A 22,475-nucleotide genomic window follows, 5' to 3' on the forward strand; every position below is an offset into this window, starting at 1 on the left:
CGGCCGGAGCGCGGTGTCCCGGCGGGACGCGCGGCGCCCGGGCGCGGGTCACTCGTCGCGGTCGGTGTACTCGCCCTCGCCCTCGGCGGAGGTGCCCGCGGCGCTGGTGTCGACGTAGCTGCCCTTGTCGGCGGTGCTCTGCTCGTTGACCGAGGTGTCGACGTAGCTGCCCTCGGCCTCGCCGGCGGTGTGCGAGACGCCCTCCGTCGAGGTGTACTCGCCGCCTTCGGTGTTCTCGGTGTTCGTGCCCTCGGCGACGTGACGGCCGTGGCCGGCGGCGTGCTCGTCGTGACCCTCGTGGTGGTCGTGGTGCTCGTGACCCTCGTGGTGCTCGTTGTCGTGGTCGTGGTGGGCCATGGCGGCCTCCTCGCTTCGTCGCGTCGGTGCGCGGTCGGATCGGCCGCGCTCGCTCCGAGACTTCTGCATCGGGGGCGGGGGTGCAAGACGTGGCGGCTGCACATCCGTGCCGCGCAACTCCTACCGGCGCCGGATCCGTCCGCCTAGCCTCCGAGGATGAGCAGACCCCCTCGCACCCGCTGGAGCGTCATCGGCCAGCTCGGCCCTGCCTTCGACGACGGCGGTCCGATGCTGCTGGTCGAGGCCCGATCGGCGTTCGGGCGCCGCCCGATGCACCGCGCCAAGGCGCAGCTGCTGCTGTCGGCGCTCCGCCACCGCGCCCGCGAGCTCGGGGACCGCGCCGAGTACGTCCGCTCCGAGACCTTCGGCGAGGCCCTCGCCGGGCGCGACGACCTCGAGGTGATCGACCCGCCCACCCGCGGCGGCCGCCGCCTCGCCCGCAGGCTCGGCATGAGCGTTCTGCCCAGCCGCGGCTTCATCACGGCCGAGGAGGACTTCCGCGAGTGGGCGCTCTCCCGCTCGGGCAAGCGCCTGCTGCTGGAGGACTTCTACCGGTGGAGCCGCGAGCGCACCGGCGTGCTGATGCGCGGCGACCAGCCCGAGGGCGGCCGCTGGAACTACGACCACGACAACCGCCAGCCTCCGCCCAAGGGCGCCTCCCGGCTCGGCCTGCCCGACCCGTGGTGGCCGGAGGAGGACGACATCGACGAGGAGGTGCGCGCCGACCTCGCGCGCTGGGAGGCCGAGGGGGCGGTCCGCCTGGTCGGCGCCGACGGTCCGCGCCGCTTCGCCGCGACGCCCGCCGAGGCAGAGGCGGCGCTCGCCGACTTCGTGTCGTCGCGGCTGGGCGACTTCGGGACCTACGAGGACGCGATGCTCTCGGGCGACTGGACGATGGCGCACTCGCTGCTCAGCGCCCCGATGAACCTCGGCGTGCTCGATCCGCGGACGGTCGTCGAGGCGGCCGAGGCGGAGTACGCCGCCGGGGGTGCGCCGATCGCGGCGACGGAGGGGTTCATCCGCCAGATCCTCGGCTGGCGCGACTACGTCTGGAACCTGTTCTGGCACCTCGGGCCGGAGTACCGGAACCGCAGCCGCGCGCTCGGCGCCTCCACGCCGCTGCCCGCCGGGCTGCTCGCGCTCGACCCGAGCGGCATCGAGGCGAACTGCCTGCACGAGACGCTCGACGACGTGCACCGGCACGGCTGGGCGCACCACATCCAGCGCCTGATGGTGCTCGGCAACTGGGGACTGCAGCGGGGGTGGGATCCGGCGGAGCTCAACGACTGGTTCGTGGACGTCTTCGTCGACGGCACGGAGTGGGTGATGCCCGCGAACGTGATCGGGATGTCCCAGCACGCCGACGGCGGCGTCGTCGCGACGAAGCCGTACGCCTCGGGCGGCGCCTACATCAACCGGATGTCCGACTACTGCGGCGGCTGCCGCTTCGACCCGAAGGTGCGCCTGGGCGAGAACGCCTGCCCGGTGACCGCCGGGTACTGGGCCTTCCTCGACCGGGCCGAGCCGGTCCTCCGCGGCAACCACCGGATGGCCCAGCCCCTCGCGGGCCTGCGCCGCCTCGCGGACCGCGAAGCGGTGGTCGACCAGGAGCGCCTGCGCGAGACGTACTGACGCGGGGTCGGCGGCACGCCCGCCGCTACTCCGCGCGCACGAAGCGCGACACGGTGACCGCGACCGTCACCGCGGTCGTCCCCTCCACCGCCGCGAGCCGAGCGTCCAGCGCCTCGGGATCCACGTGGTGGGCACTCGGCCCCATCAGCACCTCGGCGCGCAGCTCGTCGACGCTCATCAGCACCGTCGTGTCGAGCTCGATGCGCTCCCCGAGCGCGAACCCCGCCAGCTGCTCGTCGAGCCGCTCCGCCTTGCCGGCGTCGATGCCCAGCATCCCGAACCGCTCGCGGATCTCGTGCAGGTGCCTCTCGCGCGGAGTGACGACGACGGCGACGCCGCCCGGACGGAGCACCCGCCGCATCTCCGGGGCGTTCCGCGGCGCGAAGACGGTGAGCAGCGCGTCGGCGGAGGCGTCGGCCAGCGGGAGGGGCTGCCAGAGGTCCGCGGTCGCGATCGCCGCCCGGGGGTGCGCGCGGGCGGCGCGGCGGGCGGCCGGGGCCGAGAGGTCCAGGCCCAGCCCGTCCGCCGCCGGATGCGCCTCGAGCACGGCCGCGAGGTACGCCCCGGTGCCGCAGCCGAGGTCGACCACGAGCCGCGCGTCGGCGGGGACGGCCGCGGCGACCGCGTCCTGGATCACGCGGTAGTGGCCGGAGCCGAGCAGGTCGGCGCGGGCCTGCACCATCGCCGCGGTGTCGCCCGAGGTCGCGTGCCTCCCGCGCAGCAGCGAGGCGTAGCCCTGACGCGCGAGGTCGGCGCTGTGCCCGAGGGGGCAGCGGAGCGAGGAGGGGCGGGGCAGCGCATCGGGGGCGAGCGCGCCGCCGCAGACCGGGCAGGCGAGGGCGGGCAGCACCGTCGATCCGGGTCGGGCGGCCGGATCGAACGCGCTCACTCCGCTCCGGGCGCGCGAGCCCGCATGGCGGTGACCGCCGCGTTCAGCGTCGCGATGGTCGGCACCGCGAACAGCGCCCCGGCGAGCCCGGCCACCTCGAGCCCGGTCGCGACTCCGAGCACCACGGCGAGCGGATGCACCTTCACGGCGGTCCCGAGGATGAGCGGCTGCAGCACGTGCCCCTCGAGCAGGTGCACCAGGATCACGACGCCGACCATCACCAGCGCGGCGACGGGCCCGCTGAACAGCAGAGCGACCAGCGCGGCGAGCGCACCGGTCACGATCGCGCCGAGGATCGGGACGAACGAGCCGAGGAACACCACGATCGCGATCGGCACGACGAGCGGCAGCTGCAGCGCGAGCGCGCCGATGCCGATGCCGACGGCGTTGATCCCGGCGACGCCGAGCTGCGCGATCACGAACTGGCTGAGGGTCCGCCAGCCGGCGGCGCCGCCGCGCTCCATCGCGGGGCGCGCGCGGCGGGGGAGGAGGCGGAGGAACCAGTGCCAGATCCGGCGGCCGTCGAGGAGCAGGAAGATCAGCGAGAACAGGGTGAGGAGGGTTCCGGCGAAGACCTCGGCCAGCTGGGAGCCGACGGCGAGGGCCCCGGACGCGATCGTCGACGCCTGCGCGTCGGCCCAGTCGACCGCGCGCTGCGCCCAGTCCGAGAGCTGGACGTCCGAGAACGACAGCGGCGGGCTCCGCAGCCACGCCTCGACGCCGTCGACCGCGTCGAGAGCGCGCTGCCCCACTCCGCTGAAGCCGGAGCGCGACTGCACGATCACCAGCCCGACGAGGCCGGTCAGCAGGAGGAGCATCAGGACGATCGAGACCAGGACCGCGAGCGGGCGGGGGAGCCGCAGGCGCTCGAGCCGGTTCCGCAGCGGGGTGAGGAGCGCGGTGAGCAGCAGCGCGATCAGCACCGGCACGACGATCACGGGCAGCAGCGAGACGAGGCGCACGAGGAGGTAGAGGAGCCCGGCGACGGCGAGGAAGCGCCACGACCAGGCGGCGGCGATCCGCATCCCGGTCGAGACGTCGCCCGAGGCGTCGTCCGGCGAGTCCGAGGGGGCCGGAGCCGTGACCGCAGCCGGGGGAGCGGCGGCCGCAGGCGGACTCGCCGCCGTGCCGTGCCGCTCGTCGCGCGCTCGCCGTCCCCGCATGACCCCTCCGATCCTCTCGCAGTGTACGGCGGAGCGGCCGTCCGGGACCGGGAGGGAGCCCGGGGGCGCCCCGCCTGGAGGGATCCGGGCGCCGGATGTGCCGGCAGCGGCTCGTCCGGAGGGCGGAACGCGCCGGATCGCGCCGTCTCCGCCCCGTTCCCCGTCTCGGCCGCGGGAGGCCGGTCCGCGCCGGTAGCGTTGTGCGGGTCGATGCCGAGCGAGGAGGGCGACGGATGCTGGAGGCGGTTCTCGCGATCGCCGCGTGGTGCGCGGGCGCGGTGCTCGTCGTCAGCGGCGCCCTGAAGCTCGGCCGCACGGAGCGGTTCCGGGCGAGCCTCGAGGCGCTCGGGGTCCCCCTCCTCCTCCGGCGCCGCGGCTGGTTCGCGGCCGCCTTCCCCGTCGTCGAGATCGCGCTGGGCGCCGCGGTGGTTCTGGCGCCCGCTCCGGCGCACCGTGCCGCCCTCGTGCCGGTGGCGCTCCTCGACGCCGTGTTCCTCGTCGTCGCCGTCCGCGCGGTCCGCGCGACGGAGGACGTCGACTGCGAGTGCTTCGGCGGGCTGGGCTCGGCACGGATGACCGGACGCACCGTCGCGAGGAACGCGGTGCTGCTCGCGCTCGCGGTCGCCGGGGCCCTCGGCGGGCTCGCTCCGGCCGCGCTGCTCGGCGGCGGCGGTGCCTCGGCGGCGGCGTCCGGGCTCGCCGCCGCTCTCGCCGCGGTCTCGCTCGTGCTGGTGCGCGACCGCCGTGCGGCGTCGACGGCCGCTCGCGTCCGGGCGGCCGCCCGCCTGTCCGCAGCCGACAGGGAGTCCGCGCCGGGGCGCGCGCCCGAGGGCGACCTCTCGGCCGCCGACCTCGCGTTCGTCACGGTGGCCGGCGAGCTCCTGACGCTCGAGGAGCTGTCCCGCCCGGCGACGCACCTCGTCTTCTTCTCGCCCTCGTGCGCCGCCTGCCACGCGCTCGTCGAGCGCTTCCGCTGGTGGCCCCACGGCCTGCGCCCGGGCGAGGAGCTGCTGCCCGTCCTCCTCGGCAGCCGCGAGGACTTCGCGGTGCACGCCGTCTACGGGCCGCTCGTCGACCACGCCCTCTACGATCCGGAGGGCCGCGTCGCCGCCGCCCTCGGCCGAGCGGGGACGCCGGGCCACGTGCTGCTCACTCCCGAGCGTCCGCTCGGCGACGGCTGGACCTCGGGAGCCGCGTCGATCGAGGCACGCGTGCTCCGGCCCGGATTCCTCGCCGAGCTGCAGGCGGCCGGCCCGGACCCGGCTCCGGCGGCCGGCGGCGCGGTACCGGCGGGGTGACGACGGCCGGCGGGCGGAGCGGTGCCGCCGGGCTGTCGACGACCGACCGACGGCGGCCGGGCTCAGCGGCGCTCGAACTCGCCGGACATCGAGCCGTGCACGGGCTGGGCGGGATCGTCACCCACGGCGCGGGCGGGATCGTCGATCTCCACGGCGCGGGACGGGGGCTCCTCGTCGCTCGCGTCGAGGCCGAAGCCGTCCTCGAGCAGCTCCTGGGCGATGCGGCTCGACAGGCCGCTCCTCTCGCCCGGTCCGGGGTCGCTCTCCGGGTCGACGGGGGCGGCGAACGCCTGCTCGAGTCCAGACGCCGGCATCCCGGCGTCGTCGATCGAGTCGGCTCGCCCGTCGAAGGGTCCTCGTGCAGGTCTCGGCATGCGCCCGAGCGTAGAGGACGGGCCCCCGGAGGTCGACGCTCCGTCGCGCACTGCCGGGCCGCCCGCGCGCCGGGTCAGTCGTGCAGCGACCAGGAGTGGGGAGCGACCTGGACGCCGCCGACGGTCGCCGTCTCGTCGCCGATGTTCAGCGCGAGCCGCGCGGTGCGTCCCTCCGGGCCCTCCGCCACGAGCATCACGGCGGTGTTGGAGAGGTCGACCGTGCGGGTGCTCGCGCCGACCAGCCACGGGTTCCGTCGGCGGAACGCGACGACCTCCTGGTGGGCCCGGTAGGCCTCCCCGCCCGGCCACTCGGCGGGCTCGGCCGGGAACTCCGGGCGGATCGCGTCGTCGCCGCCGATCCGCTCCTCCTTGACGCCGCGCAGGCCCCGCTCGTCGCCGGAGTAGATGCTCGGCACGCCGGCGACGAAGCCGAGGATCGCCGTGGCGTGGCCGTGGTGGCGCTCGTCGCTGACGGCGCTGGCGATCCGGGTCACGTCGTGGTTGCCGACGAAGGTGAGGGGCAGGAACTCGCGGACGAAGTCGTCGTGGCGCTTCAGGGACCAGGCCAGCTCGAAGAGGTTCGCCTCCTCGAGGGAGTTGCGGACGGCCTTCCAGAGCTCGTACTGAGTGACCGAGTCGAGCCCCGACTTTCGCACGTAGCCGGTGTAGTCGCCGTGGATGACCTCGCCGACGAACCACGCGTCGGGGAAGCGCTGCCGCACCGGGTCGATCGCCGCGCGCCAGGCCGCCGGCGCGACCGCGTACGCCGCGTCGAGCCGCCAGCCGTCGATGCCCCGCTCGAGCCAGTGCGCGAGCACGGAGGACACGTGCTCCGCGACCTCGGGGTTCCCGTTGTCGAGCTCGACCAGAGCGTCGTGCCCCTCGAACACGTCGACGCGGAGGCCGTCGACCTCCTGCGACCGCTCGCTGCGGGAGAAGCGCGCCGCCTCGGGGGAGCCCTCGCCGGCCGCGACCGCGGCACGCCACCAGGGGTGCTCCCGTCCCACGTGGTTGAAGACCCCGTCGAGCAGCACCCGGATCCCGCGCTCGCGGCACGCGGCGATCAGCGCGTCGAGGTCTGCCTCGTCGCCGAGGCGGGGATCGACCCGGAAGTGGTCGACCGTGTCGTAGCCGTGGGTGGAGGAGGCGAAGACCGGCCCCAGCAGCAGCCCGTTGCAGCCCAGCGCCAGCAGGTCGTCGAGCCAGGGGAGCAGGGCGCGGAGGCGGTGCTGCGGCTCGTCGTCCGGGCCCGGACCCTCCGAGGCGCTCGCCTCGGCGCCCGTGAAGCCGAGCGGGTAGACGTGCCACCAGATCGCCGTCGAGATCCAACCGTCCGTCTGAGCCATCGTGGCCGTCCTCCCGGCCCGCTCGGGCGCGGGCCGCTGTCACTGTAGCGAGGCGGGCTGGACCGGAGCCGCGCCCGCTCACGGGCCGGGCCGCAGGGCGGTGATCCAGGCCAGCAGGCCGAGGCCCGCCCGCACGGAGGCGGGTGCCGTGACGGAGCAGACGAGCAGCGCGAGAGCCGCGCAGGCGAGCCCGGCCACCGCGCTCCTCCGCTCGCCCGCCCACCGCAGCGCCCGCACGGACGCGATCACCGCGGCGACCGCCACGGCGACGGCGGGGAGGGCCCAGAGCGGATGCACGGAGGACGCGAGCGCGAGCAGGCCCAGCGCGAGCGCCGCGAGCCCGGGCTCGTACGGCCTGCGGGCGGGAGGGTGCAGCCGAGGAGGGCGGAGGAGGGCCGCGTCGGCCGGAGCGGGTGGAGGGAGGAGTGCCGTCGTCGTCATGAGCCGATCCTCGTCAGGCGGCGGACTCTGCGGAGAGGCGATCGGCGGATCGGTGGACGAGAGGCGCCGAGCGCCTCCTGTGGAGGGACCGACCGGCGCGATCGGCGTCGTTCCGGGCGTCTCGAGGCCGGAATCGCCGGAGATCCGGGGCGGGGCTGGTAGGTTACCGACGGTCCGACCGGTTGAGGACGTCCGTCCCCGGCCGAGGACGATCCATCGAAACCAGCTGTTCCGACAGCGAGAACGTCCTGGGAGGACACTCCATGGCTGACAAGTCGCTCAACCGCACCGAGCTCGTCGCGAAGATCGCCGCCGACTCCGGCCAGAGCCAGGCCGCCGTCAACGGCGTCCTCGACTCGCTCTTCACCACCCTCGCCGACTCCGTGTCGAACGACGTGAAGGTCACCATCCCCGGCTGGATCGCCGTCGAGCGCACCTCCCGCGCCGCACGCACCGGCCGCAACCCGCAGACCGGCGAGACCATCCAGATCGCCGCCGGCCACTCGGTCAAGGTCTCCGCGGGCACCAAGCTCAAGGCCGCCGCGAAGTAGTCGCGCCCTCCGACACGGCCCCGGCACTGCGCCGGGGCCGTCGTCGTCCGCGGACGCGGCCGCCGATCGTCCGCGGACGCGGCTGCCGATCGTCCGCGGACGCGGCTGCCGATCAGCCGCGGAACGTAGGCTGGACCGGTGAATCGAACCGTCCGGATCGTCGGCCCTGCGCTCGTGCTCGTCGCCGCAGCGCTCGTCGCCCTCCTCGCGGCCCTGGCCTTCGGCGGGGGAGCCGCGGCTCCGCTGCTGAACGATCCCGGCCCCGTGGTCCGCTACGGCCTCCCGATCGCCAAGCTGGCCGTCAATCTCGGCGCCGCGGGGATGATCGGCTCGCTCGTGCTGACGCTGTTCGCGCTGAGCCCCCGCGCCGCTGCCGCCCGCGACGCCCGATCCTCGTCCCGATCTTCGACCGCTCACGCCTCCGCGCGGGGCGGCCAGTCCTCGCGCGGCGGCCAGTCCTCGCGCGGCGGCCAGTCCTCCTCCCGCGCCGGATCGACGCGCACCGCGGTCGCCCCCGCGCGCCCCGCGCCCGCCGAGGCCGCGCCCGAGCCGCGCACCGAGTTCTCGATCGCCCTCGACGTCGCCGCCGCCAGCGCCGCCTTCTTCGCGGCGGCCAGCGCGGTGACCGGGTTCCTCACCTTCCTCAACGTCACGCAGACGCCCCTGAGCCTCGACCGCGACTTCGGCACCAAGCTCAGCTACTTCATCGGCAGCATCGAGGTCGGCCAGGCCTGGCTCATCACGACGCTGCTCGCGGCCGTCGTCACCGTCCTCTGCTTCGCCGTCCGCAACCAGACCGCGCTCGTCTTCGTCACGGGCCTGGCCCTGCTCACGCTGCTGCCGATGGCGCAGCAGGGGCACGCGGCGGGAGCGAGCGGGCACGACGCCGCCGTCACGGCGCTGGGCCTGCACCTCGTCTTCGCGGCGATCTGGCTGGGCGGCCTCATCACCGTCATCGCCCTGCGGCCCCTGCTCGGCGGCTCCCGCCTGCTGCCCGTGATCGAGCGCTACTCCAGCCTCGCGCTCGTGAGCTTCGTCGTGGTCGCGGCGTCCGGCTACGTCAGCGCCGAGCTCCGGCTCGCCACCCTCGACAACCTGCTCACCGGCTACGGGATCCTCGTGCTGGTCAAGGTCGCGGCGCTGGTCGCGCTGGGCCTGTTCGGCGTGCTGCAGCGCCGCTACCTCATCGAGCGGATGCGGAAGGCCGGCGGTGTCGGCGGCCGCAGCTTCTGGTGGCTCGTCGGCGCCGAGATCGCCTTCATGGGGATCGCCTCCGGAGTCGCTGCGGCGCTCGCGCGCACCGCGACCCCGGTCGACCAGATCGCCGCCAGCCAGCTCACGGATCCGACCCCGGCCCAGCTGCTGACGGGCGAGCCCCTGCCGCCGCCCGCGAGCGCGATGAACTTCCTCACGCTCTGGAACATCGACCTGGTCTGGCTCCTGGTCTGCTCCTTCGCCATCGCGTTCTACGTCGCCGGAGTGGTGCGCCTGCACCGCCGCGGCGACCGCTGGCCCCTGCACCGCACGATCCTCTGGATCGCGGGCATGCTCCTCCTGGCCTACATCACGAACGGCGGGGTGAACGCGTACGAGAAGTACCTGTTCAGCGCCCACATGCTCTCGCACATGGTCCTCACCATGGCGGTGCCGCTGCTGCTCGTCCCGGCGGCACCGGTCACGCTCATCGCCCGCGCCGCCGCCCGCCGCACCGACGGCTCCCGCGGTGCCCGCGAGTGGGTGCTGCTCGCCGTGCACTCGCGCTTCGCCACCGCGATCTCGCACCCGATCGTCGCCGCGCTGCTGTTCGTCGGGTCGCTCTGGGGCTTCTACTACTCCCCGCTGTTCCGCTGGGCCACCACGGACCACATCGGCCACGAGTGGATGATCGTCCACTTCCTGATCACCGGGTACCTCTTCGTCAGCGTCCTGATCGGAGTGGACCCGAGCGTGCACCGCGTGCCCTTCGCGATGCGCCTCCTGCTGCTGCTGGGCACCATGGCGTTCCACGCCTTCTTCGGCCTCGCGCTGATGACGGGGGAGGGGCTGCTCCTCGCCGACTGGTACGGAGCGATGGGCTGGGGCACCTCCGCGCTCGCCGATCAGCAGGCGGCCGGCGGCATCGCGTGGAGCATCGGCGAGATCCCCACCCTCGCGCTCGCGATCGTCGTCGCGATGATGTGGAGCCGCTCCGACGCCCGCGAGACCAAGCGCCGCGACCGCCAGGCCGACCGCACCGGAGAGGCCGAGCTCACGGCCTACAACGACCGCCTGGCCGCCCTCCAGAAGCGCGGCTGATCCGCGCCCGGGCCCCGGGGGTCCCTGCGGCCCGCGGGTACAGTGGAGCGGTGACTCAGCCGACCCTCTCCGACGAGCAGCAGCGGGTCTTCGACCTCATCGAGAACACGCGCGAGCACCTGTTCGTCACGGGTCGCGCGGGCACGGGCAAGTCCACCCTGCTCAACCACCTGAGCTGGAACACCGACAAGCAGATCGTCATCTGCGCCCCCACCGGCGTCGCGGCGCTGAACGTCGGCGGCCAGACCATCCACTCGCTCTTCCGACTGCCGATCGGCGTCATCGCCGACTCCGACCTCGACCAGCCGCCCGAGCTGCGCAAGCTCCTCAACACCATCGACACGCTCGTCATCGACGAGATCTCCATGGTCAACGCCGACCTGCTCGACGGGATCGACCGCAGCCTCCGGCAGGCGCGGCAGCGGCGCTCCGAGCCGTTCGGGGGCGTGCAGGTCGTCCTCTTCGGCGACCCGTTCCAGCTCGCACCCGTGCCCGGCGATCCGGAGGAGCGCGCCTACTTCGCCGACCGCTACCGCTCGCTGTGGTTCTTCGACGCCCTCGTCTGGCAGGAGGCGCCGCTGCGGATCGTCGAGCTCGGCCGGATCCACCGGCAGAGCGACGAGCGCTTCAAGTGGATGCTCAACGCGGTCCGCTTCGGCATGGTGACGAAGGAGATCGCCGACGTGCTGAACGCCGCGGGCGCGCGGACGCCTCCGGCGGACGACGCGATCACGCTCGCGACCCGCAACGACACGGTCAACCGCATCAACCAGGCGGCGCTCGCGCGGCTGAAGGGCCCCCTGAAGACCGCCTCGGCCGAGATCAGCGGCGACTTCGGCGGGCGCGCCTATCCGGCGGACCAGAACCTCGAGCTCAAGATCGGCGCGCACGTGATGTTCCTGCGCAACGACTCCGAGCAGCGCTGGGTGAACGGCACGATCGGCCGGGTGACGAAGGTCGCGGGGACGGTGTGGGTCGAGGTGGACGGCGAGGTCCACGAGGTCGAGCCCGCGACCTGGGAGCGCTACCGCTACTCCTACTCCGCCGCGACGAAGAAGCTCACCCGCGAGATCGTCGCCGAGTTCGCGCAGTTCCCGCTCCGCCTGGCGTGGGCGGTCACGATCCACAAGTCGCAGGGCAAGACCTACGACTCCGCCGTGGTCGACCTCGGGCAGCGCGCCTTCGCCCCCGGGCAGACCTACGTGGCGCTCAGCCGCATCACGAGCCTCGAGGGGCTCTACCTGACGCGGCCGCTCCGGCCGAGCGACATCATCGTCGACAAGGACGTGCTGCGCTTCATGTCCGAACGGCGAGCCGAGCCGGCCGCCGTCGCGGAGGCGTCCGCGGACTGACGCCCCGCGGAGGACGTGGGAGCAGGGGCCTCAGGCCGCCGCGCAGGTCCGGGCGAGATCGCGGAACAGCTCCGTCGTCAGCCGGTACGCCTCCGCGACCTCCGCGATGACCCGCTCGCGCTCCTCCTCGTCCCAGCCCGCGGCGTCGAGCTGCTCGCGATAGGTGGCGCGGAAGGCCGACGGTGCGGCGATCTCGCCGAAGAGGAAGAAGCCGACGCCGTTGGTCTCGAAGCCGAACCGCCGCTGCAGCAGCCCGCGGACGATCGCGCAGCCGGAGAGGTCACCGAGGTAGCGCGTGTAGTGGTGGGCGACGAAGCCGCCGCTCCAGCCCGAGGCCACGGTGCGGATCCGGTCGACGTAGGCGCTGGTCGAGGGCAGCGGGCGGATGCGCTCGCGCCAGTCCTCGCCGACGAGGAAGCGCAGGTCCTCCGCGATCGCGGGGAGCCGGGTGAGTTTGGCCGAGAGGAAGGGCTCCGCGACCGGATCGCCGGCCATGTCCTCCGCCACGGCCTCGAGGGCCTCGTAGACGAAGTAGTGCTGCGAGATGAGCGCGATGTAGTCGTCGCGGCTGCCGGAGCCGGTCATCAGCGAGGTCATGAAGGCGGCGCCCTCGTCGTCCGCGCCGGACTGCCCGATGCGCAGGCGCAGGGCCTCGGAGAACGGGATGACGTTCGACACGGTGGCCTCCCTCGGCGACTGAGGACTGCCTTACCTTAGCCGAGCGGAGCCGCTGGGACCAGAGGCGTCAGTGCCCGTGTCCGCCGTCGACGACGGAGTGCATCATCCCGCCCATGTCGCCCGAGCCGCCCGAGGAGGCGGCCATGGCGGGGGTGGCGAGGGCGGAGACGGTGAGCGCGCCGGCCAGGAGTCCGACGAGAGCTCGCGACGGCGAGACGGCCTTCTCCTCGACGCGCGGAGAGCGGAGCGAGACGGCCACCACGGCGACCGCGATCAGCTGGAGGACCGCGGCGGCCAGCGCGGGGAGGGGCTCGGCGAGTGCGCCGAGGGCCAGAGCGAGGGCGAACGCCGCCAGGGAGGCGACCGCGACGACCAGCGCGGAGCGCGGCACGACGATCCGGCCGCGTGCCAGGACGAGGACCGCCCAGAGGATTTCGACAGCACCGAGCGCTCCGATCACCGGAGCCTGCACGCCCTCGCCGCCGGCGGCGAGCGAGAGGTGGACGAGCCCGGCGCCGAGTCCGGCGAAAGCGGCGTTGCAGCGGGCCACGGTGGTCATAGCGGCTCCTTCGCTGAATCGAGGAAGAAGAGGAGGCCCCGGATCGACACACCGCATCGTGTCGTCCGGGGCCGTTCAGTCCGTCCGCCGCGGAAAACGGCGGGCCCACGGCGGACGGAGTAGAGGGGGGCGGCGGGTGCCGCCCGGGTCAGGCGGTCGCGGTGGTGCGCGTCCTCGCCGTCTTCTCGGTGCCGAGTCCGACTCCCAGGAGCACCAGCGCGCTGGCCAGGTGCAGGAAGTGGTCGGCGGTGTTCAGCGCCAGCACGTTCAGAGCGGTGTCGACCAGGAAGAAGCCGACGATGCCGAGCAGCAGGTACACCGCTCCGACGGTCACGTTGACGGTCTTCGCCGCGGCGACGGTCGACAGGCCCGCGATCAGCAGCGCGCCTCCGATGAGCAGGTGGGCGATGTTGTGCAGCGGGTTCACCTCGAAGATGCCGAGCAGGAGCCCGCCTTCGGTCGAGAGGAACTGCACGCCTCCGGTCACGACGAAGCCGAGCAGCCCGACGACGACGTAGACGGCTCCGAAGAGAGTCGCCAGCAGTCGATTGGGGGATCTGCGCATGGTCTCTTACCTCCTTCGAGCAGCGCCTCTGCGCTGTACTCCCTCTCTTCGTAACCGGGCGCCTGCCGGTTTGGGAACGGGGTGGACTCCGCCGGTCACGGTCAGGACACGAATCGCGATCGGGCGCTCAGCGGCCCTCTCCGGCCCGACGGAGCCCCCGTACAGTGGTGCCGTTCGCAGACGACGGGGGAGTCGCACGGCATGGGATCTCGCAGACGGACGCGGACGGGGCTGCTCGTCGTCCCGGTCCTCGTGCTCGCACTGGCCGGCTGCACGCCCGCCGCCGCCTCGCGCGTGGCGGAGGCGCCCGCGCAGGCGGCGTCGGAGGAGCTCGCCTCCGCCCTGTCGGGGTTCCTCGACGAGACGGTCGGCGTCGCCGGCGCGACCGGAGCGGTCGCCGGCGTCTGGTCGCCATGGGGCGGCAGCTGGGAGGGCGCGGTCGGCTGGGAGTCGGACGAGCGCACCACCGCCCTCACCACCGACGCGCACCTGCGGCTCGGCACCGGCGGCACCGAGGCGATGACCTGCGACGTGGTCCTCGCCCTCGCCGACTCCGGCCGGGTCGACCTCGACGCCGACGTCGGCGAGACGCTTCGCTCCCTGCCCGGCATCGACGGCCTCACGCTGCGCGAGCTCTGCGCGCACACCTCCGGCCTGGCCGACTTCCGCTCGGCGCTCTGGCCGACCGTGCTCCAGAACCCCCCGCGGCAGTGGCCGACGCTCGAGCTGCTCGCCGCGGCCCAGGTGCGCGGCGCCTCGGCCGAGCCCGGAGCGGCGTGGTCCGACTCCGCCACCGGTCCGCTGCTCGCCGGCATCGTCGCCGCGCAGGTGACCGGTCGGAGCATCGGGGAGCTCTACGACCAGTACGTGGTGCCGCGGTACGGGCTGCGCAGCACGGAGCTGCCCGGCGCCTCCGAGGTCGACCTGCCCGCTCCGTCCCCCCGCGGCTACGCGGTCGCGCTGGACCCGGCGACCGGGGAGAAGCGCTGCGACGTGCGGCTCGACGTCACCGCCGCGTCCCCGTCCGCGCTCGGCGCCGCGGGCGGAGCGCTGACCGATCTGGAGGACCTCCGGCGGCTGGCGACGGGGCTCGCGGCCGATCCCGCGGGCGACGCCATGTGGCAGGACCCGGTCGTCCAGGGCCAGGGCCGCGCCGACTACCTCCGCGCCGGGCTCGGCGGGCACGAGGCGGGACCCCTCCGCGGCTTCTCGGGTCTCGCGCCCGGCTTCGTCACCGCCGCCTACTCCGACCCGGTCTCGGGCCTGACCGTGGCCGTCTCGATCAACAGCTCGACGCCTGGCGGCGACTTCGCTGCGACGGTCGCCCGCACCCTGGCCGCCATCGCGGTCGAGCAGGGAGCCGCGACGGGAGCCGAGGGCCTGCCCCGGCTCCCGTGGACGGCCGACGGCGAGCGCGGCGCCGTGCAGGGGACCCCGACGCGCTGCTGATCCGGCGGCGCCCTACTCTGGTGCCATGCCGATCACTCCCGACACCAAGGACTGGACCTGGGTCCTCGAGCGCCCCTGCCTCGAGTGCGGTTTCGACGCCTCGCTCGTCGACGCCGACGAGGTCGCCGAGCTCATCCGCGAGAACGCCGCCGCCTGGCCCTACGTGCTCGACCGCGACGATGCGGCGGGCCGGCCCGACGACGAGACCTGGTCGCCGCTCGAGTACGCCGCGCACGTGCGCGACGTGCACCGCATCTACCGCACCCGCGTGCAGCTGATGCTCGCCGGCGACGACCCGCTCTACCCCAACTGGGACCAGGACGTCACCGCCGTGGAGGAGCGCTACGACCAGCAGGACCCCGCGACGGTCGGCCGCGAGCTGGTCGAGGCGGCCGAGCGCATCGCCGAGGTGTTCGACTCCGTCGCCGGCGCCCAGTGGCAGCGCCGAGGCCGCCGCAGCGACGGCGCGGCGTTCACGGTCGACACGATCGCCCGCTACTACCTGCACGACGTCCAGCACCACCTGCACGACGTGCAGGGCTGAGCTCAGGTGTCGATGAGCTGTGGATTGAGGAACGAGAGCGTCCGCGCGTAGGCGAGCGCCGCGGAGGCGGGGCTGACCGCGTCGCGCAGGTTGCCGTTCGCGAAGTGCCGTTGCGTGTCCGGGTAGGTGTGCGCCGTGACCGGCGTCCCCGACTCCTTCAGCCGCCCGACGAACGACTCCGGGTCGTCGCCCGCGGGCCACTCGTCGCTCTGCGCGTAGTGCAGGAGGGTGGGGCACGGGACCAGAACGTGCTCCTCCGCACCGAGGGTGGCGTAGTACGCGACCACCGCGTCCACGAGCCCGGTGCCCGCGGCGAGCAGCCCGAGGCGGCCGCCGAAGCCGAAGCCGATGACGGCGCTGCGCGGTGCCCCGGCCGCGACTCCGGTGCCGACCGCCTCGGCGACGGCGGCGAGGGTGCGGTCCTGCGCGGCCATCGCGGCGAGGTCGCGCGCGTCCTCCGGGGCGAGCGTGGCCCAGCCGTCGTAGAGGTCGGGCACGAGCACGTGGTAGCCGTGCTTCGCCACGGCCTCGGCGAACGGCTCCAGCCACGGCAGGCGCCCGAAGACGTCGTGCAGCACGACCACCACGGGCCGGCCGGGGTGCCCGTACTCGAGGGCGACGCCCGGCGACGGGATCTGGACGAGCTCTGTCACCCCTCCACCCTGCCCTCTGCGTCCCGCGATCCCGCGCGCTGCCACTGATCCGCCCGGCGTGTCGCGTCGGAACGCCGCTCGGGCGCCTCACCGCTCCGCGCGGCCGTGCGGCTCCAGCGGCAGGACGACCTGCTCGCGCAGGTGCTCGTAGACGACCGAGGTGCGCACGTCGGCGACCTCGCGGCGCTGCGTCAGCTCGTCGATGACGAAGGCGTAGAGGTCCTGGTTGTCGCGGACGGCGACGTGGATGATGAAGTCCTCCGAGCCGGAGGTGACGAACACGCCGACCGTCTCGTCGAGGCCGGCGACCCAGTCGCGGAAGGCCTCGATGATCTCGCGCGACGGCGGACGGATGCGGACCGCGATCAGCGCCTGCACGCCGCGCCCGAGGGCCGCGAAGTCGAGAGTGAGCGTCGCGCCGGTGATGACGCCGCGGCGCCGGAGGCTCCTCGTTCGGTCGAGGGCGGTGGTGGGCGAGACGTGCACGGCGGCTGCGAGGTCCCGGTTCGTGATCCGTGCATCCGACTGCAGGACCTGCAGGATCCGGACGTCGAGTTCGTCGAGTGCCGCTCCTGGGCCGTTCTGCTGGTCGTTCATACGGAGATCCTGCCGCAGGGGAGCCCTCCTGCCTACTCTTCGTGACGTCACTTCGCACGAACCGAGGAGCAGCATGACCATCCCCGCCCCCGACGCCGTCGGCTTCCACCCCGACGAGATCGACACCGCCGCGCCCACCCGCTCGGCCCGCCTCAAGTGGGTGGTCGTCGTCGACGAGTCCCTCCCCGCCGGTCGCGCCGTGAACGCCGCGATCTGCGTGGGCGCCGCGACGGCCGCGCACGTCGCGGGACTGCTCGGACCGAGCCCCGCCGACGCGTCCGGATCGCTGCATCCCGGTCTGCCGTGGGCCGGCTGCACGGTCCTCGCCGCCGACGCGGCCACCCTGCTCGCGATCCGCGCGAAGGCCGAGGCGCACGAGGGGACGTTCGTCGCCGACATGCCCGCGTCGGCGCAGGCCACCCGGGTGTACGACGAGTACCGGGAGGCGGTGGCGGCGAGCGGCTCCGACGAGCTGCAGTACCTCGCGGTCAGCCTGGTGGGGCCGAGGAACCGGATCGACAGGATCGTCGGGCGGCTGCCGCTGCTGGGCTGACGGACACCGCGGGGCTGCCGGACGCCGCTGCGCTGACGGACGCCGCTGCAGCGCCGGAGGAGGAGCCGCTCGCATCGTGCCGGAGGACCGGCCGCAGACGAGGGGAGAGGAGAGCGAGTGACGGGAATCGAACCCGCGCCATCTGCTTGGGAAGCAGAAGTTCTACCATTGAACTACACTCGCGCGGCGCCGCTCGGGCGCACCAGGACATCGTAGCAAGGCCCGGAGCCGGCCCACTCCCCGGGGTCGCGCCACGCCCTAGGATCGCAGCGTGCTCCTCTCCGACCGCGACATCTCGCTCGAACTCGCCTCCGGCCGCGTGGGGCTCGCCCCGCACGATCCGTCGATGCTGCAGCCGTCGTCCGTCGATGTGCGCCTCGACCGCTTCTTCCGGCTGTTCGACAACCACCGCTACCCGTACATCGATCCGGCCGAGGACCAGCCCGAGCTGACCCGCCTGGTCGAGACGCCGCAGGGCGAGCCGTTCATCCTCCACCCGGGAGAGTTCGTGCTCGGCTCGACCTACGAGGAGGTGTCGCTGCCGGACGACATCGCGGCGCGCCTCGAGGGCAAGAGCTCTCTCGGACGGCTCGGGCTGCTGACCCACTCGACCGCCGGGTTCATCGATCCGGGCTTCACCGGCCACGTCACCCTCGAGCTCAGCAACGTCGCGACGCTCCCCATCACGCTCTGGCCGGGGATGAAGATCGGCCAGATGTGCTTCTTCCGCCTCAGCTCGCCCGCCGAGAAGCCCTACGGCTCGGCGGAGTACAGCTCGCGGTACCAGGGCCAGCGCGGTCCGACCGCGTCGCGGTCGGCGCTCAACTTCCACCGCACGGACGTCTACACCGACTGACTCCGGCGCAGGGATCAGGGCGCGGGGGTCAGCCCAGCAGGCGGGGGAGCTGCAGCACGAGCCAGGGGGAGAACGCCCAGGGGGTCGAGCGGACGGCGGCGAGCGTCGCCTCGGCGTCGACCCACTCGTAGTCCATGACCTCGTCGAGGCGCGGATCGAGGGCGTCGCGGCTCGACAGCGTCGCCGTGTAGACGGGGCAGATCTCGTTCTCGACGACGCCGGACGCGTCGACCGCGCGGTAGCGGAAGTCCGGCAGGGCGACCTCCAGCGTGGCCAGCCGGGCGCCGAGCTCGCGCTCGGCCCGGCGGACGACGGCGTCCTCGATCCGCTCGCCCGGGGCGGGGTGCCCGCAGAAGGAGTTGGTCCAGACGCCCGGCCAGGTGCGCTTCTCGAGTGCGCGGCGGGTCACCAGAAGCGCGCCGTCCGGGGAGAAGACGTGGCAGGAGAACGCGAGGTGCAGGGGAGTGGCCGTGTCGTGCACGGTCGCCTTGTCGGCGACCCCCACAGCGTTCCCGGCCTCGTCGAGGAGGACCACCTGCTCGATCCGGTCCGTCTGCACAGTGGCGGCTGGCGAAGTCATACCCGCAAGTCAAGCACGCCGCAACACATCAGCCGGCTTATCGTCCTGGTTCTCCCCTTTGTTAGCCTTCCCACGTGGATACGCGCGACCCCGTGGTTCTGTCCCGGTTGAGGCAGGAGCACGTCGATGCCGTCCTGGACAGGTTCTTCTCGTTGGCGAGGTCCCGGGCGGTGCGTCTCGGACCCCGCTACCTGACCCTCTGGCAGACGCTGGAGGCCAACACCCGCGGCGGTAAGCGCTTCCGCCCGCTGATGGTGATCTCCGCGTACGAGGCCCACGGCGGCCAGGATCCGGAGGCCGCCGCCCACCTCGGCGCGGCGTTCGAGCTGCTGCACACCGCGCTGATCGTGCACGACGACGTGATCGACCGCGACTTCGTGCGCCGCGGCGGCCCGAACGTCTCGGGCAGCTACCGCGACGAGGCGACGACCGCGGGCCTCTCCATCCCGATCGCCGAGCACCGGGGCACCTCGGTGGCCGTGATCGCCGGGGACCTCGCCCTCACCGGCGCCCACCGCCTCGTCGAGGGCGTCGGCGCCTCCGACGGCGTGCGGGCCCGCCTGCTCACCCTGCTCGACGAGGCCGTCTTCGCCTCCGCCGCGGGTGAGCTGGCCGATGTGGACTTCTCCCTCATGCCGGGCATGCCCTCGGTCGACGAGGTGCTCGAGATGGAGCGCCTCAAGACGGCCGTCTACTCGTTCGAGGCGCCGCTGCAGGCCGGAGCGATCCTCGCCGGGGCCTCGGACGCCGCGGTGGACGCCCTCGGCGAGTTCGGCCGCTGGATCGGCATCGCCTATCAGATCGTCGACGACCTGCTCGGGGTCTTCGGCTCGGAGGGGCAGACCGGCAAGACCACGCTGGGCGACCTCCGCGAGGGCAAGCGCACCGTCCTCATCGCCCACGCGGCCGGCACGGACTGCTGGCCCGACATCGAGGCGCTGATCGGCGACGAGCACCTCGCGCCCGAGACCGCGGAGAAGGTGCGCGGCATCCTCGAGGAGTGCGGCGCCCGCAGCTACGCCGAGGGGCTCGCGAACCAGTTCGCCGATCGCGCCTGGGCGGCTCTGGAGACGCCCGCGGTGTCGGAGGCGTTCCGCAACGAGGTCCGCCCGCTGGTGGCCAGCGTGGTCGGGCGCACCCGATGAGCGCTGTCCGCCACGCGCGGATGCGCGCGACGATGCGCTCCGCCCGGCCGAGCCCCCGTACGGTGGCACGATGAGCCGCCAGAGCGAACTGTACGACCGCGTCGCGCACGAGTCGTCCGCGCAGGTGATCCGCCGCTACTCCACCTCCTTCGGGCTGGCCACGCGTCTGCTAGCCCCGGGTGTCCGCGAGCGGGTGGAGGACGTCTACGCCCTCGTGCGCGTCGCCGACGAGATCGTCGACGGCGTCGCCGAGGAGGCCCGTCTCGATCGGGCCGCGGTGGAGGAGTCTCTCGACGCCTTCGAGGCCGAGACCGAGCGCGCGCTCGCCTCCGGCTACAGCTCCAACCTCGTGATCCACGCCTTCGCTCGGACCGCGCGGGCGACCGGATTCGGCACCGAGCTCACCCGGCCGTTCTTCGCGTCGATGCGCGCCGACCTCCGCGAGACCGAGCACACCCCCGAGTCCTTCGAGGCCTACGTCTACGGCTCCGCCGAGGTCGTCGGGCTGATGTGCCTGCACGTGTTCCTCGCGGCGCCGGACGCGGGGCTCGTCTCCGAGGCCGCCCGCGAGCGGCTCGTGGCCGGAGCGCGCCGCCTGGGCGCCGCGTTCCAGAAGGTCAACTTCCTCCGCGATCTCGCCGCCGACGTCGACGGCCTCGGCCGCAGCTACTTCCCCGGAGTCGACCCGCGGGCGTTCTCCGAGCGCGACAAGGCCTCGCTGCTCGCCGACCTCGACGACGACCTCGCCGAGGCCGCAGCCATCGTGGCCGAGCTCCCGCGCTCGAGTCGGCGCGCGGTCCTGCTGGCCCACTCCCTCTTCGCCGCCCTGGCCGACCGGATCCGCGCGACGCCCGCCGAGGAGCTCCTCCGCGCCCGCGTCAGCGTGCCCACGGCCGCCAAGGCGGCGCTCGCGGCCAAGGCGGCCGTGTCGACGCTCGGCCCGCGCCTGGGCCCCGGCCCCGTCCGCGCGACCCGCTCGAGGACCGGCCCGCACCGCGCCGTCGTCATCGGCGGGGGGATCGGCGGACTCGCCTCCGCCGCGCTGCTCGCGCGCGACGGCTACGACGTGACCCTCCTGGAGGCGCGCGAGGCCGTCGGCGGCCGCGCCGGCTCGTGGGAGCACGAGGGCTTCCGCTTCGATACCGGTCCCTCCTGGTACCTGATGCCCGAGGTGTTCGACCACTTCTTCCGCCTCATGGGCACCAGCGCCGAGGAGCGCCTCGACCTCGTCACGCTCGACCCCGGCTACCGGGTCTACAGCGAGGGCGTCGACGAGCCGATCGACGTGCTCGCCGACCTCGAATCGAACCTCGCGCTCTTCGAGAGCATCGAGCCCGGAGCGGGCGAGCGGATGCGCGCATACCTCGACTCCGCGCGCGACACCTACGAGATGGCCAAGCGCCGCTTCCTCTACACGAGCTTCTCGTCCTTCCTCCCGCTGCTGCGCCGCGACGTGCTCAGCCGGACCGGGAGGCTCGGCCGCCTGCTGCTCACTCCGCTCGACACGTTCGCGGCGACGGCGGTCACCGACAACCGGCTGCGCCAGATCCTCGGCTACCCGGCCGTCTTCCTCGGCTCCTCGCCGTTCGCCGCGCCGAGCATGTACCACCTGATGAGCCACCTCGACCTCGCCGACGGCGTGCTCTACCCGATGGGCGGATTCACGAAGCTGATCGAGGCGGTCGCCGACGTCGCCGAGGAGGCCGGCGTCACCGTCCGCACGTCCTCGCCCGCGACGCGGATCCTCACCGCCCGCTCGCCCCGCGGCCGACGCCGCGGCGCCGAGGTCGTCGGAGTCGAGTTCACGGGTCCCAACGGCACGGAGCGGATCCCGGCCGACCTGGTCGTCAACGCCTCCGACCTCTTCACCACCGAGCAGTCGCTCCTCCCCGAGGAGCTGCGGACCTACCCGCCCGCCTACTGGGAGAAGCGCGAGCCCGGCCCGAGCGCCGTCCTCGTCCTCCTGGGCATGCGCGGGGAGCTGCCCGAGCTCGAGCACCACACCCTGCTCTTCACGAAGGACTGGCGCGACAACTTCGACAAGATCTTCGGCGAGCACCCGACCGTCCCCGATCCCGCGTCGATCTACGTCTGCCGCCCGAGCGCGACCGACGCGAGCACGGCTCCGGAGGGGCACGAGAATCTGTTCGTGCTCGTGCCGATCCCCGCCGACACCTCGATCGGCCACGGCGGAGTCGACGGCGCGGGCGACGCGCGCGTCGAGGCCATCGCCGACCAGGCCATCGCGCAGATCGCGTCCTGGACCGGCGCGACCGACCTGGCCGAGCGGATCGTCGTCCGCCGCACCATCGGCCCGGCCGACTTCGAGAGCGACCTCGGCGCCTGGCGCGGCTCGATGCTCGGACCGGCCCACGTCCTCTCGCAGAGCGCCTTCTTCCGCGCCGGGAACGTCAGCCGGCACGTCGACGGCCTGCTCTTCGCCGGCAGCTCCACGATCCCCGGCATCGGCCTGCCGATGTGCATCATCAGCGCCGAGGTCATGCTCAAGCGCGTGCGCGGCGACGTGTCGACCGAGCCGCTGCCCGTGCGGGAGGCGCCGTCCGCTCCGGTCGCGCCCGTCGCCGTGGGGGAGTAGGC

General features: G+C 73.7%; 23 protein-coding genes and 1 tRNA gene. 11 read left to right on the forward strand and 13 right to left on the reverse strand.

The window, feature by feature from the left end; all coding sequences use genetic code 11:
* Positions 1 to 48 precede the first annotated feature (48 nt).
* On the reverse strand, positions 49 to 357 hold the full coding sequence (locus C5C74_RS17685) for a hypothetical protein (RefSeq protein ID WP_219813446.1): 309 nt from the start codon (positions 355 to 357) through the stop codon (positions 49 to 51).
* Between the two features lie 156 nt (positions 358 to 513).
* On the opposite strand from C5C74_RS17685, the gene C5C74_RS06665 reads away from it, so the two are divergent.
* A complete protein-coding gene (locus C5C74_RS06665; RefSeq protein ID WP_104258008.1) occupies positions 514 to 1,989 on the forward strand; it encodes a cryptochrome/photolyase family protein in 1,476 nt (491 codons plus the stop codon).
* 25 nt (positions 1,990 to 2,014) lie between these two features.
* Here C5C74_RS06665 and C5C74_RS06670 read toward each other — a convergent pair whose 3' ends face one another.
* Together C5C74_RS06670 and C5C74_RS06675 are read right to left on the reverse strand one after the other, a co-directional pair.
* The gene (locus tag C5C74_RS06670; protein ID WP_104351199.1) at positions 2,015 to 2,878 is read right to left on the reverse strand and encodes a methyltransferase domain-containing protein; all 864 of its coding nucleotides are present in this window, start codon (positions 2,876 to 2,878) and stop codon (positions 2,015 to 2,017) included.
* Positions 2,875 to 4,041 (reverse strand): AI-2E family transporter, encoded by a 1,167-nt coding sequence (locus C5C74_RS06675; RefSeq protein ID WP_104226121.1) that lies wholly within the window; start codon positions 4,039 to 4,041, stop codon positions 2,875 to 2,877. Before C5C74_RS06675 ends, C5C74_RS06670 begins: the two co-directional genes overlap by 4 nt.
* 233 nt (positions 4,042 to 4,274) lie before the next feature.
* On the opposite strand from C5C74_RS06675, the gene C5C74_RS17795 reads away from it, so the two are divergent.
* Entirely contained in the window at positions 4,275 to 5,339 is a 1,065-nt protein-coding gene (locus C5C74_RS17795) for a MauE/DoxX family redox-associated membrane protein (RefSeq protein ID WP_104226122.1), read from the forward strand.
* 62 nt (positions 5,340 to 5,401) lie between these two features.
* Here the strand turns inward: C5C74_RS17795 and C5C74_RS17800 are convergent, their stop codons facing one another.
* The 3 genes from C5C74_RS17800 to C5C74_RS06695 all read right to left on the reverse strand — a co-directional run bounded on the left by C5C74_RS17800 (position 5,402) and on the right by C5C74_RS06695 (position 7,500).
* On the reverse strand, positions 5,402 to 5,713 hold the full coding sequence (locus C5C74_RS17800; RefSeq protein WP_146083016.1) for a hypothetical protein: 312 nt from the start codon (positions 5,711 to 5,713) through the stop codon (positions 5,402 to 5,404).
* 74 nt (positions 5,714 to 5,787) lie between these two features.
* Positions 5,788 to 7,059, reverse strand: a complete 1,272-nt coding sequence (locus tag C5C74_RS06690; RefSeq protein ID WP_104351201.1) for an alpha-amylase family glycosyl hydrolase — start codon at positions 7,057 to 7,059, stop codon at positions 5,788 to 5,790.
* 78 nt (positions 7,060 to 7,137) lie between these two features.
* Positions 7,138 to 7,500 carry a hypothetical protein gene (locus tag C5C74_RS06695; RefSeq protein ID WP_104351202.1) on the reverse strand — a complete coding sequence of 121 codons (363 nt, stop codon included), beginning with the start codon at positions 7,498 to 7,500 and terminating at the stop codon, positions 7,138 to 7,140.
* 263 nt (positions 7,501 to 7,763) lie between these two features.
* Here C5C74_RS06695 and C5C74_RS06700 point away from each other — a divergent pair, with 263 nt between their 5' ends.
* The 3 genes from C5C74_RS06700 to C5C74_RS06710 all read left to right on the forward strand — a co-directional run bounded on the left by C5C74_RS06700 (position 7,764) and on the right by C5C74_RS06710 (position 11,698).
* Positions 7,764 to 8,051 (forward strand): HU family DNA-binding protein, encoded by a 288-nt coding sequence (locus tag C5C74_RS06700; protein ID WP_056037903.1) that lies wholly within the window; start codon positions 7,764 to 7,766, stop codon positions 8,049 to 8,051.
* 138 nt (positions 8,052 to 8,189) lie between these two features.
* Complete coding sequence (locus C5C74_RS06705) at positions 8,190 to 10,346, forward strand: bifunctional copper resistance protein CopD/cytochrome c oxidase assembly protein (RefSeq protein ID WP_258064110.1); 2,157 nt, start codon at positions 8,190 to 8,192, stop codon at positions 10,344 to 10,346.
* A gap of 50 nt (positions 10,347 to 10,396) precedes the next feature.
* Positions 10,397 to 11,698, forward strand: coding sequence for an ATP-dependent RecD-like DNA helicase (locus tag C5C74_RS06710; RefSeq protein WP_104222908.1), 1,302 nt, complete (start codon positions 10,397 to 10,399; stop codon positions 11,696 to 11,698).
* Positions 11,699 to 11,728: 30 nt separating this feature from the next.
* Here the strand turns inward: C5C74_RS06710 and C5C74_RS06715 are convergent, their stop codons facing one another.
* From C5C74_RS06715 to C5C74_RS06725, 3 genes are all read right to left on the reverse strand, one after another.
* The gene (locus C5C74_RS06715; protein ID WP_104226125.1) at positions 11,729 to 12,376 is read right to left on the reverse strand and encodes a heme oxygenase (biliverdin-producing); all 648 of its coding nucleotides are present in this window, start codon (positions 12,374 to 12,376) and stop codon (positions 11,729 to 11,731) included.
* Between the two features lie 67 nt (positions 12,377 to 12,443).
* Positions 12,444 to 12,935, reverse strand: a complete 492-nt coding sequence (locus C5C74_RS06720) for a hypothetical protein (protein ID WP_104267179.1) — start codon at positions 12,933 to 12,935, stop codon at positions 12,444 to 12,446.
* 148 nt (positions 12,936 to 13,083) lie between these two features.
* On the reverse strand, positions 13,084 to 13,500 hold the full coding sequence (locus C5C74_RS06725; RefSeq protein ID WP_104262763.1) for a DUF4383 domain-containing protein: 417 nt from the start codon (positions 13,498 to 13,500) through the stop codon (positions 13,084 to 13,086).
* A gap of 201 nt (positions 13,501 to 13,701) precedes the next feature.
* On the opposite strand from C5C74_RS06725, the gene C5C74_RS06730 reads away from it, so the two are divergent.
* Positions 13,702 to 14,949 carry a serine hydrolase gene (locus C5C74_RS06730; RefSeq protein ID WP_104267178.1) on the forward strand — a complete coding sequence of 416 codons (1,248 nt, stop codon included), beginning with the start codon at positions 13,702 to 13,704 and terminating at the stop codon, positions 14,947 to 14,949.
* Between the two features lie 25 nt (positions 14,950 to 14,974).
* The gene (locus tag C5C74_RS06735; RefSeq protein ID WP_104222903.1) at positions 14,975 to 15,493 is read left to right on the forward strand and encodes a DinB family protein; all 519 of its coding nucleotides are present in this window, start codon (positions 14,975 to 14,977) and stop codon (positions 15,491 to 15,493) included.
* Between the two features lie 2 nt (positions 15,494 to 15,495).
* Here C5C74_RS06735 and C5C74_RS06740 read toward each other — a convergent pair whose 3' ends face one another.
* Both C5C74_RS06740 and C5C74_RS06745 read right to left on the reverse strand, forming a co-directional pair.
* Positions 15,496 to 16,146 (reverse strand): dienelactone hydrolase family protein, encoded by a 651-nt coding sequence (locus C5C74_RS06740; RefSeq protein WP_104237610.1) that lies wholly within the window; start codon positions 16,144 to 16,146, stop codon positions 15,496 to 15,498.
* 87 nt (positions 16,147 to 16,233) lie between these two features.
* Positions 16,234 to 16,743 carry an Lrp/AsnC family transcriptional regulator gene (locus C5C74_RS06745; protein ID WP_104255349.1) on the reverse strand — a complete coding sequence of 170 codons (510 nt, stop codon included), beginning with the start codon at positions 16,741 to 16,743 and terminating at the stop codon, positions 16,234 to 16,236.
* A 73-nt stretch (positions 16,744 to 16,816) separates the two neighbouring features.
* Here C5C74_RS06745 and C5C74_RS06750 point away from each other — a divergent pair, with 73 nt between their 5' ends.
* Complete coding sequence (locus tag C5C74_RS06750) at positions 16,817 to 17,296, forward strand: DUF2000 domain-containing protein (protein WP_104249914.1); 480 nt, start codon at positions 16,817 to 16,819, stop codon at positions 17,294 to 17,296.
* 112 nt (positions 17,297 to 17,408) lie between these two features.
* Here the strand turns inward: C5C74_RS06750 and C5C74_RS06755 are convergent.
* A tRNA-Gly gene (locus C5C74_RS06755) sits at positions 17,409 to 17,479 on the reverse strand.
* A gap of 88 nt (positions 17,480 to 17,567) precedes the next feature.
* On the opposite strand from C5C74_RS06755, the gene dcd reads away from it, so the two are divergent.
* Positions 17,568 to 18,152 carry a dCTP deaminase gene (gene dcd / locus C5C74_RS06760; RefSeq protein WP_104222898.1) on the forward strand — a complete coding sequence of 195 codons (585 nt, stop codon included), beginning with the start codon at positions 17,568 to 17,570 and terminating at the stop codon, positions 18,150 to 18,152.
* 28 nt (positions 18,153 to 18,180) lie between these two features.
* On the opposite strand, the gene idi is transcribed toward dcd, so the two are convergent.
* Positions 18,181 to 18,732, reverse strand: a complete 552-nt coding sequence (idi, locus tag C5C74_RS06765; protein WP_104222897.1) for an isopentenyl-diphosphate Delta-isomerase — start codon at positions 18,730 to 18,732, stop codon at positions 18,181 to 18,183.
* A gap of 170 nt (positions 18,733 to 18,902) precedes the next feature.
* On the opposite strand from idi, the gene C5C74_RS06770 reads away from it, so the two are divergent.
* Together C5C74_RS06770 and crtI are read left to right on the forward strand one after the other, a co-directional pair.
* Positions 18,903 to 19,877, forward strand: coding sequence for a polyprenyl synthetase family protein (locus C5C74_RS06770; protein WP_244229492.1), 975 nt, complete (start codon positions 18,903 to 18,905; stop codon positions 19,875 to 19,877).
* A 70-nt stretch (positions 19,878 to 19,947) separates the two neighbouring features.
* Positions 19,948 to 22,473 (forward strand): phytoene desaturase family protein, encoded by a 2,526-nt coding sequence (gene crtI, locus C5C74_RS06775; RefSeq protein ID WP_104351203.1) that lies wholly within the window; start codon positions 19,948 to 19,950, stop codon positions 22,471 to 22,473.
* Positions 22,474 to 22,475 lie beyond the last annotated feature (2 nt).

It is taken from the genome of Rathayibacter sp. AY1E8 (assembly GCF_002931415.1).
GTDB lineage: Bacteria > Actinomycetota > Actinomycetes > Actinomycetales > Microbacteriaceae > Rathayibacter.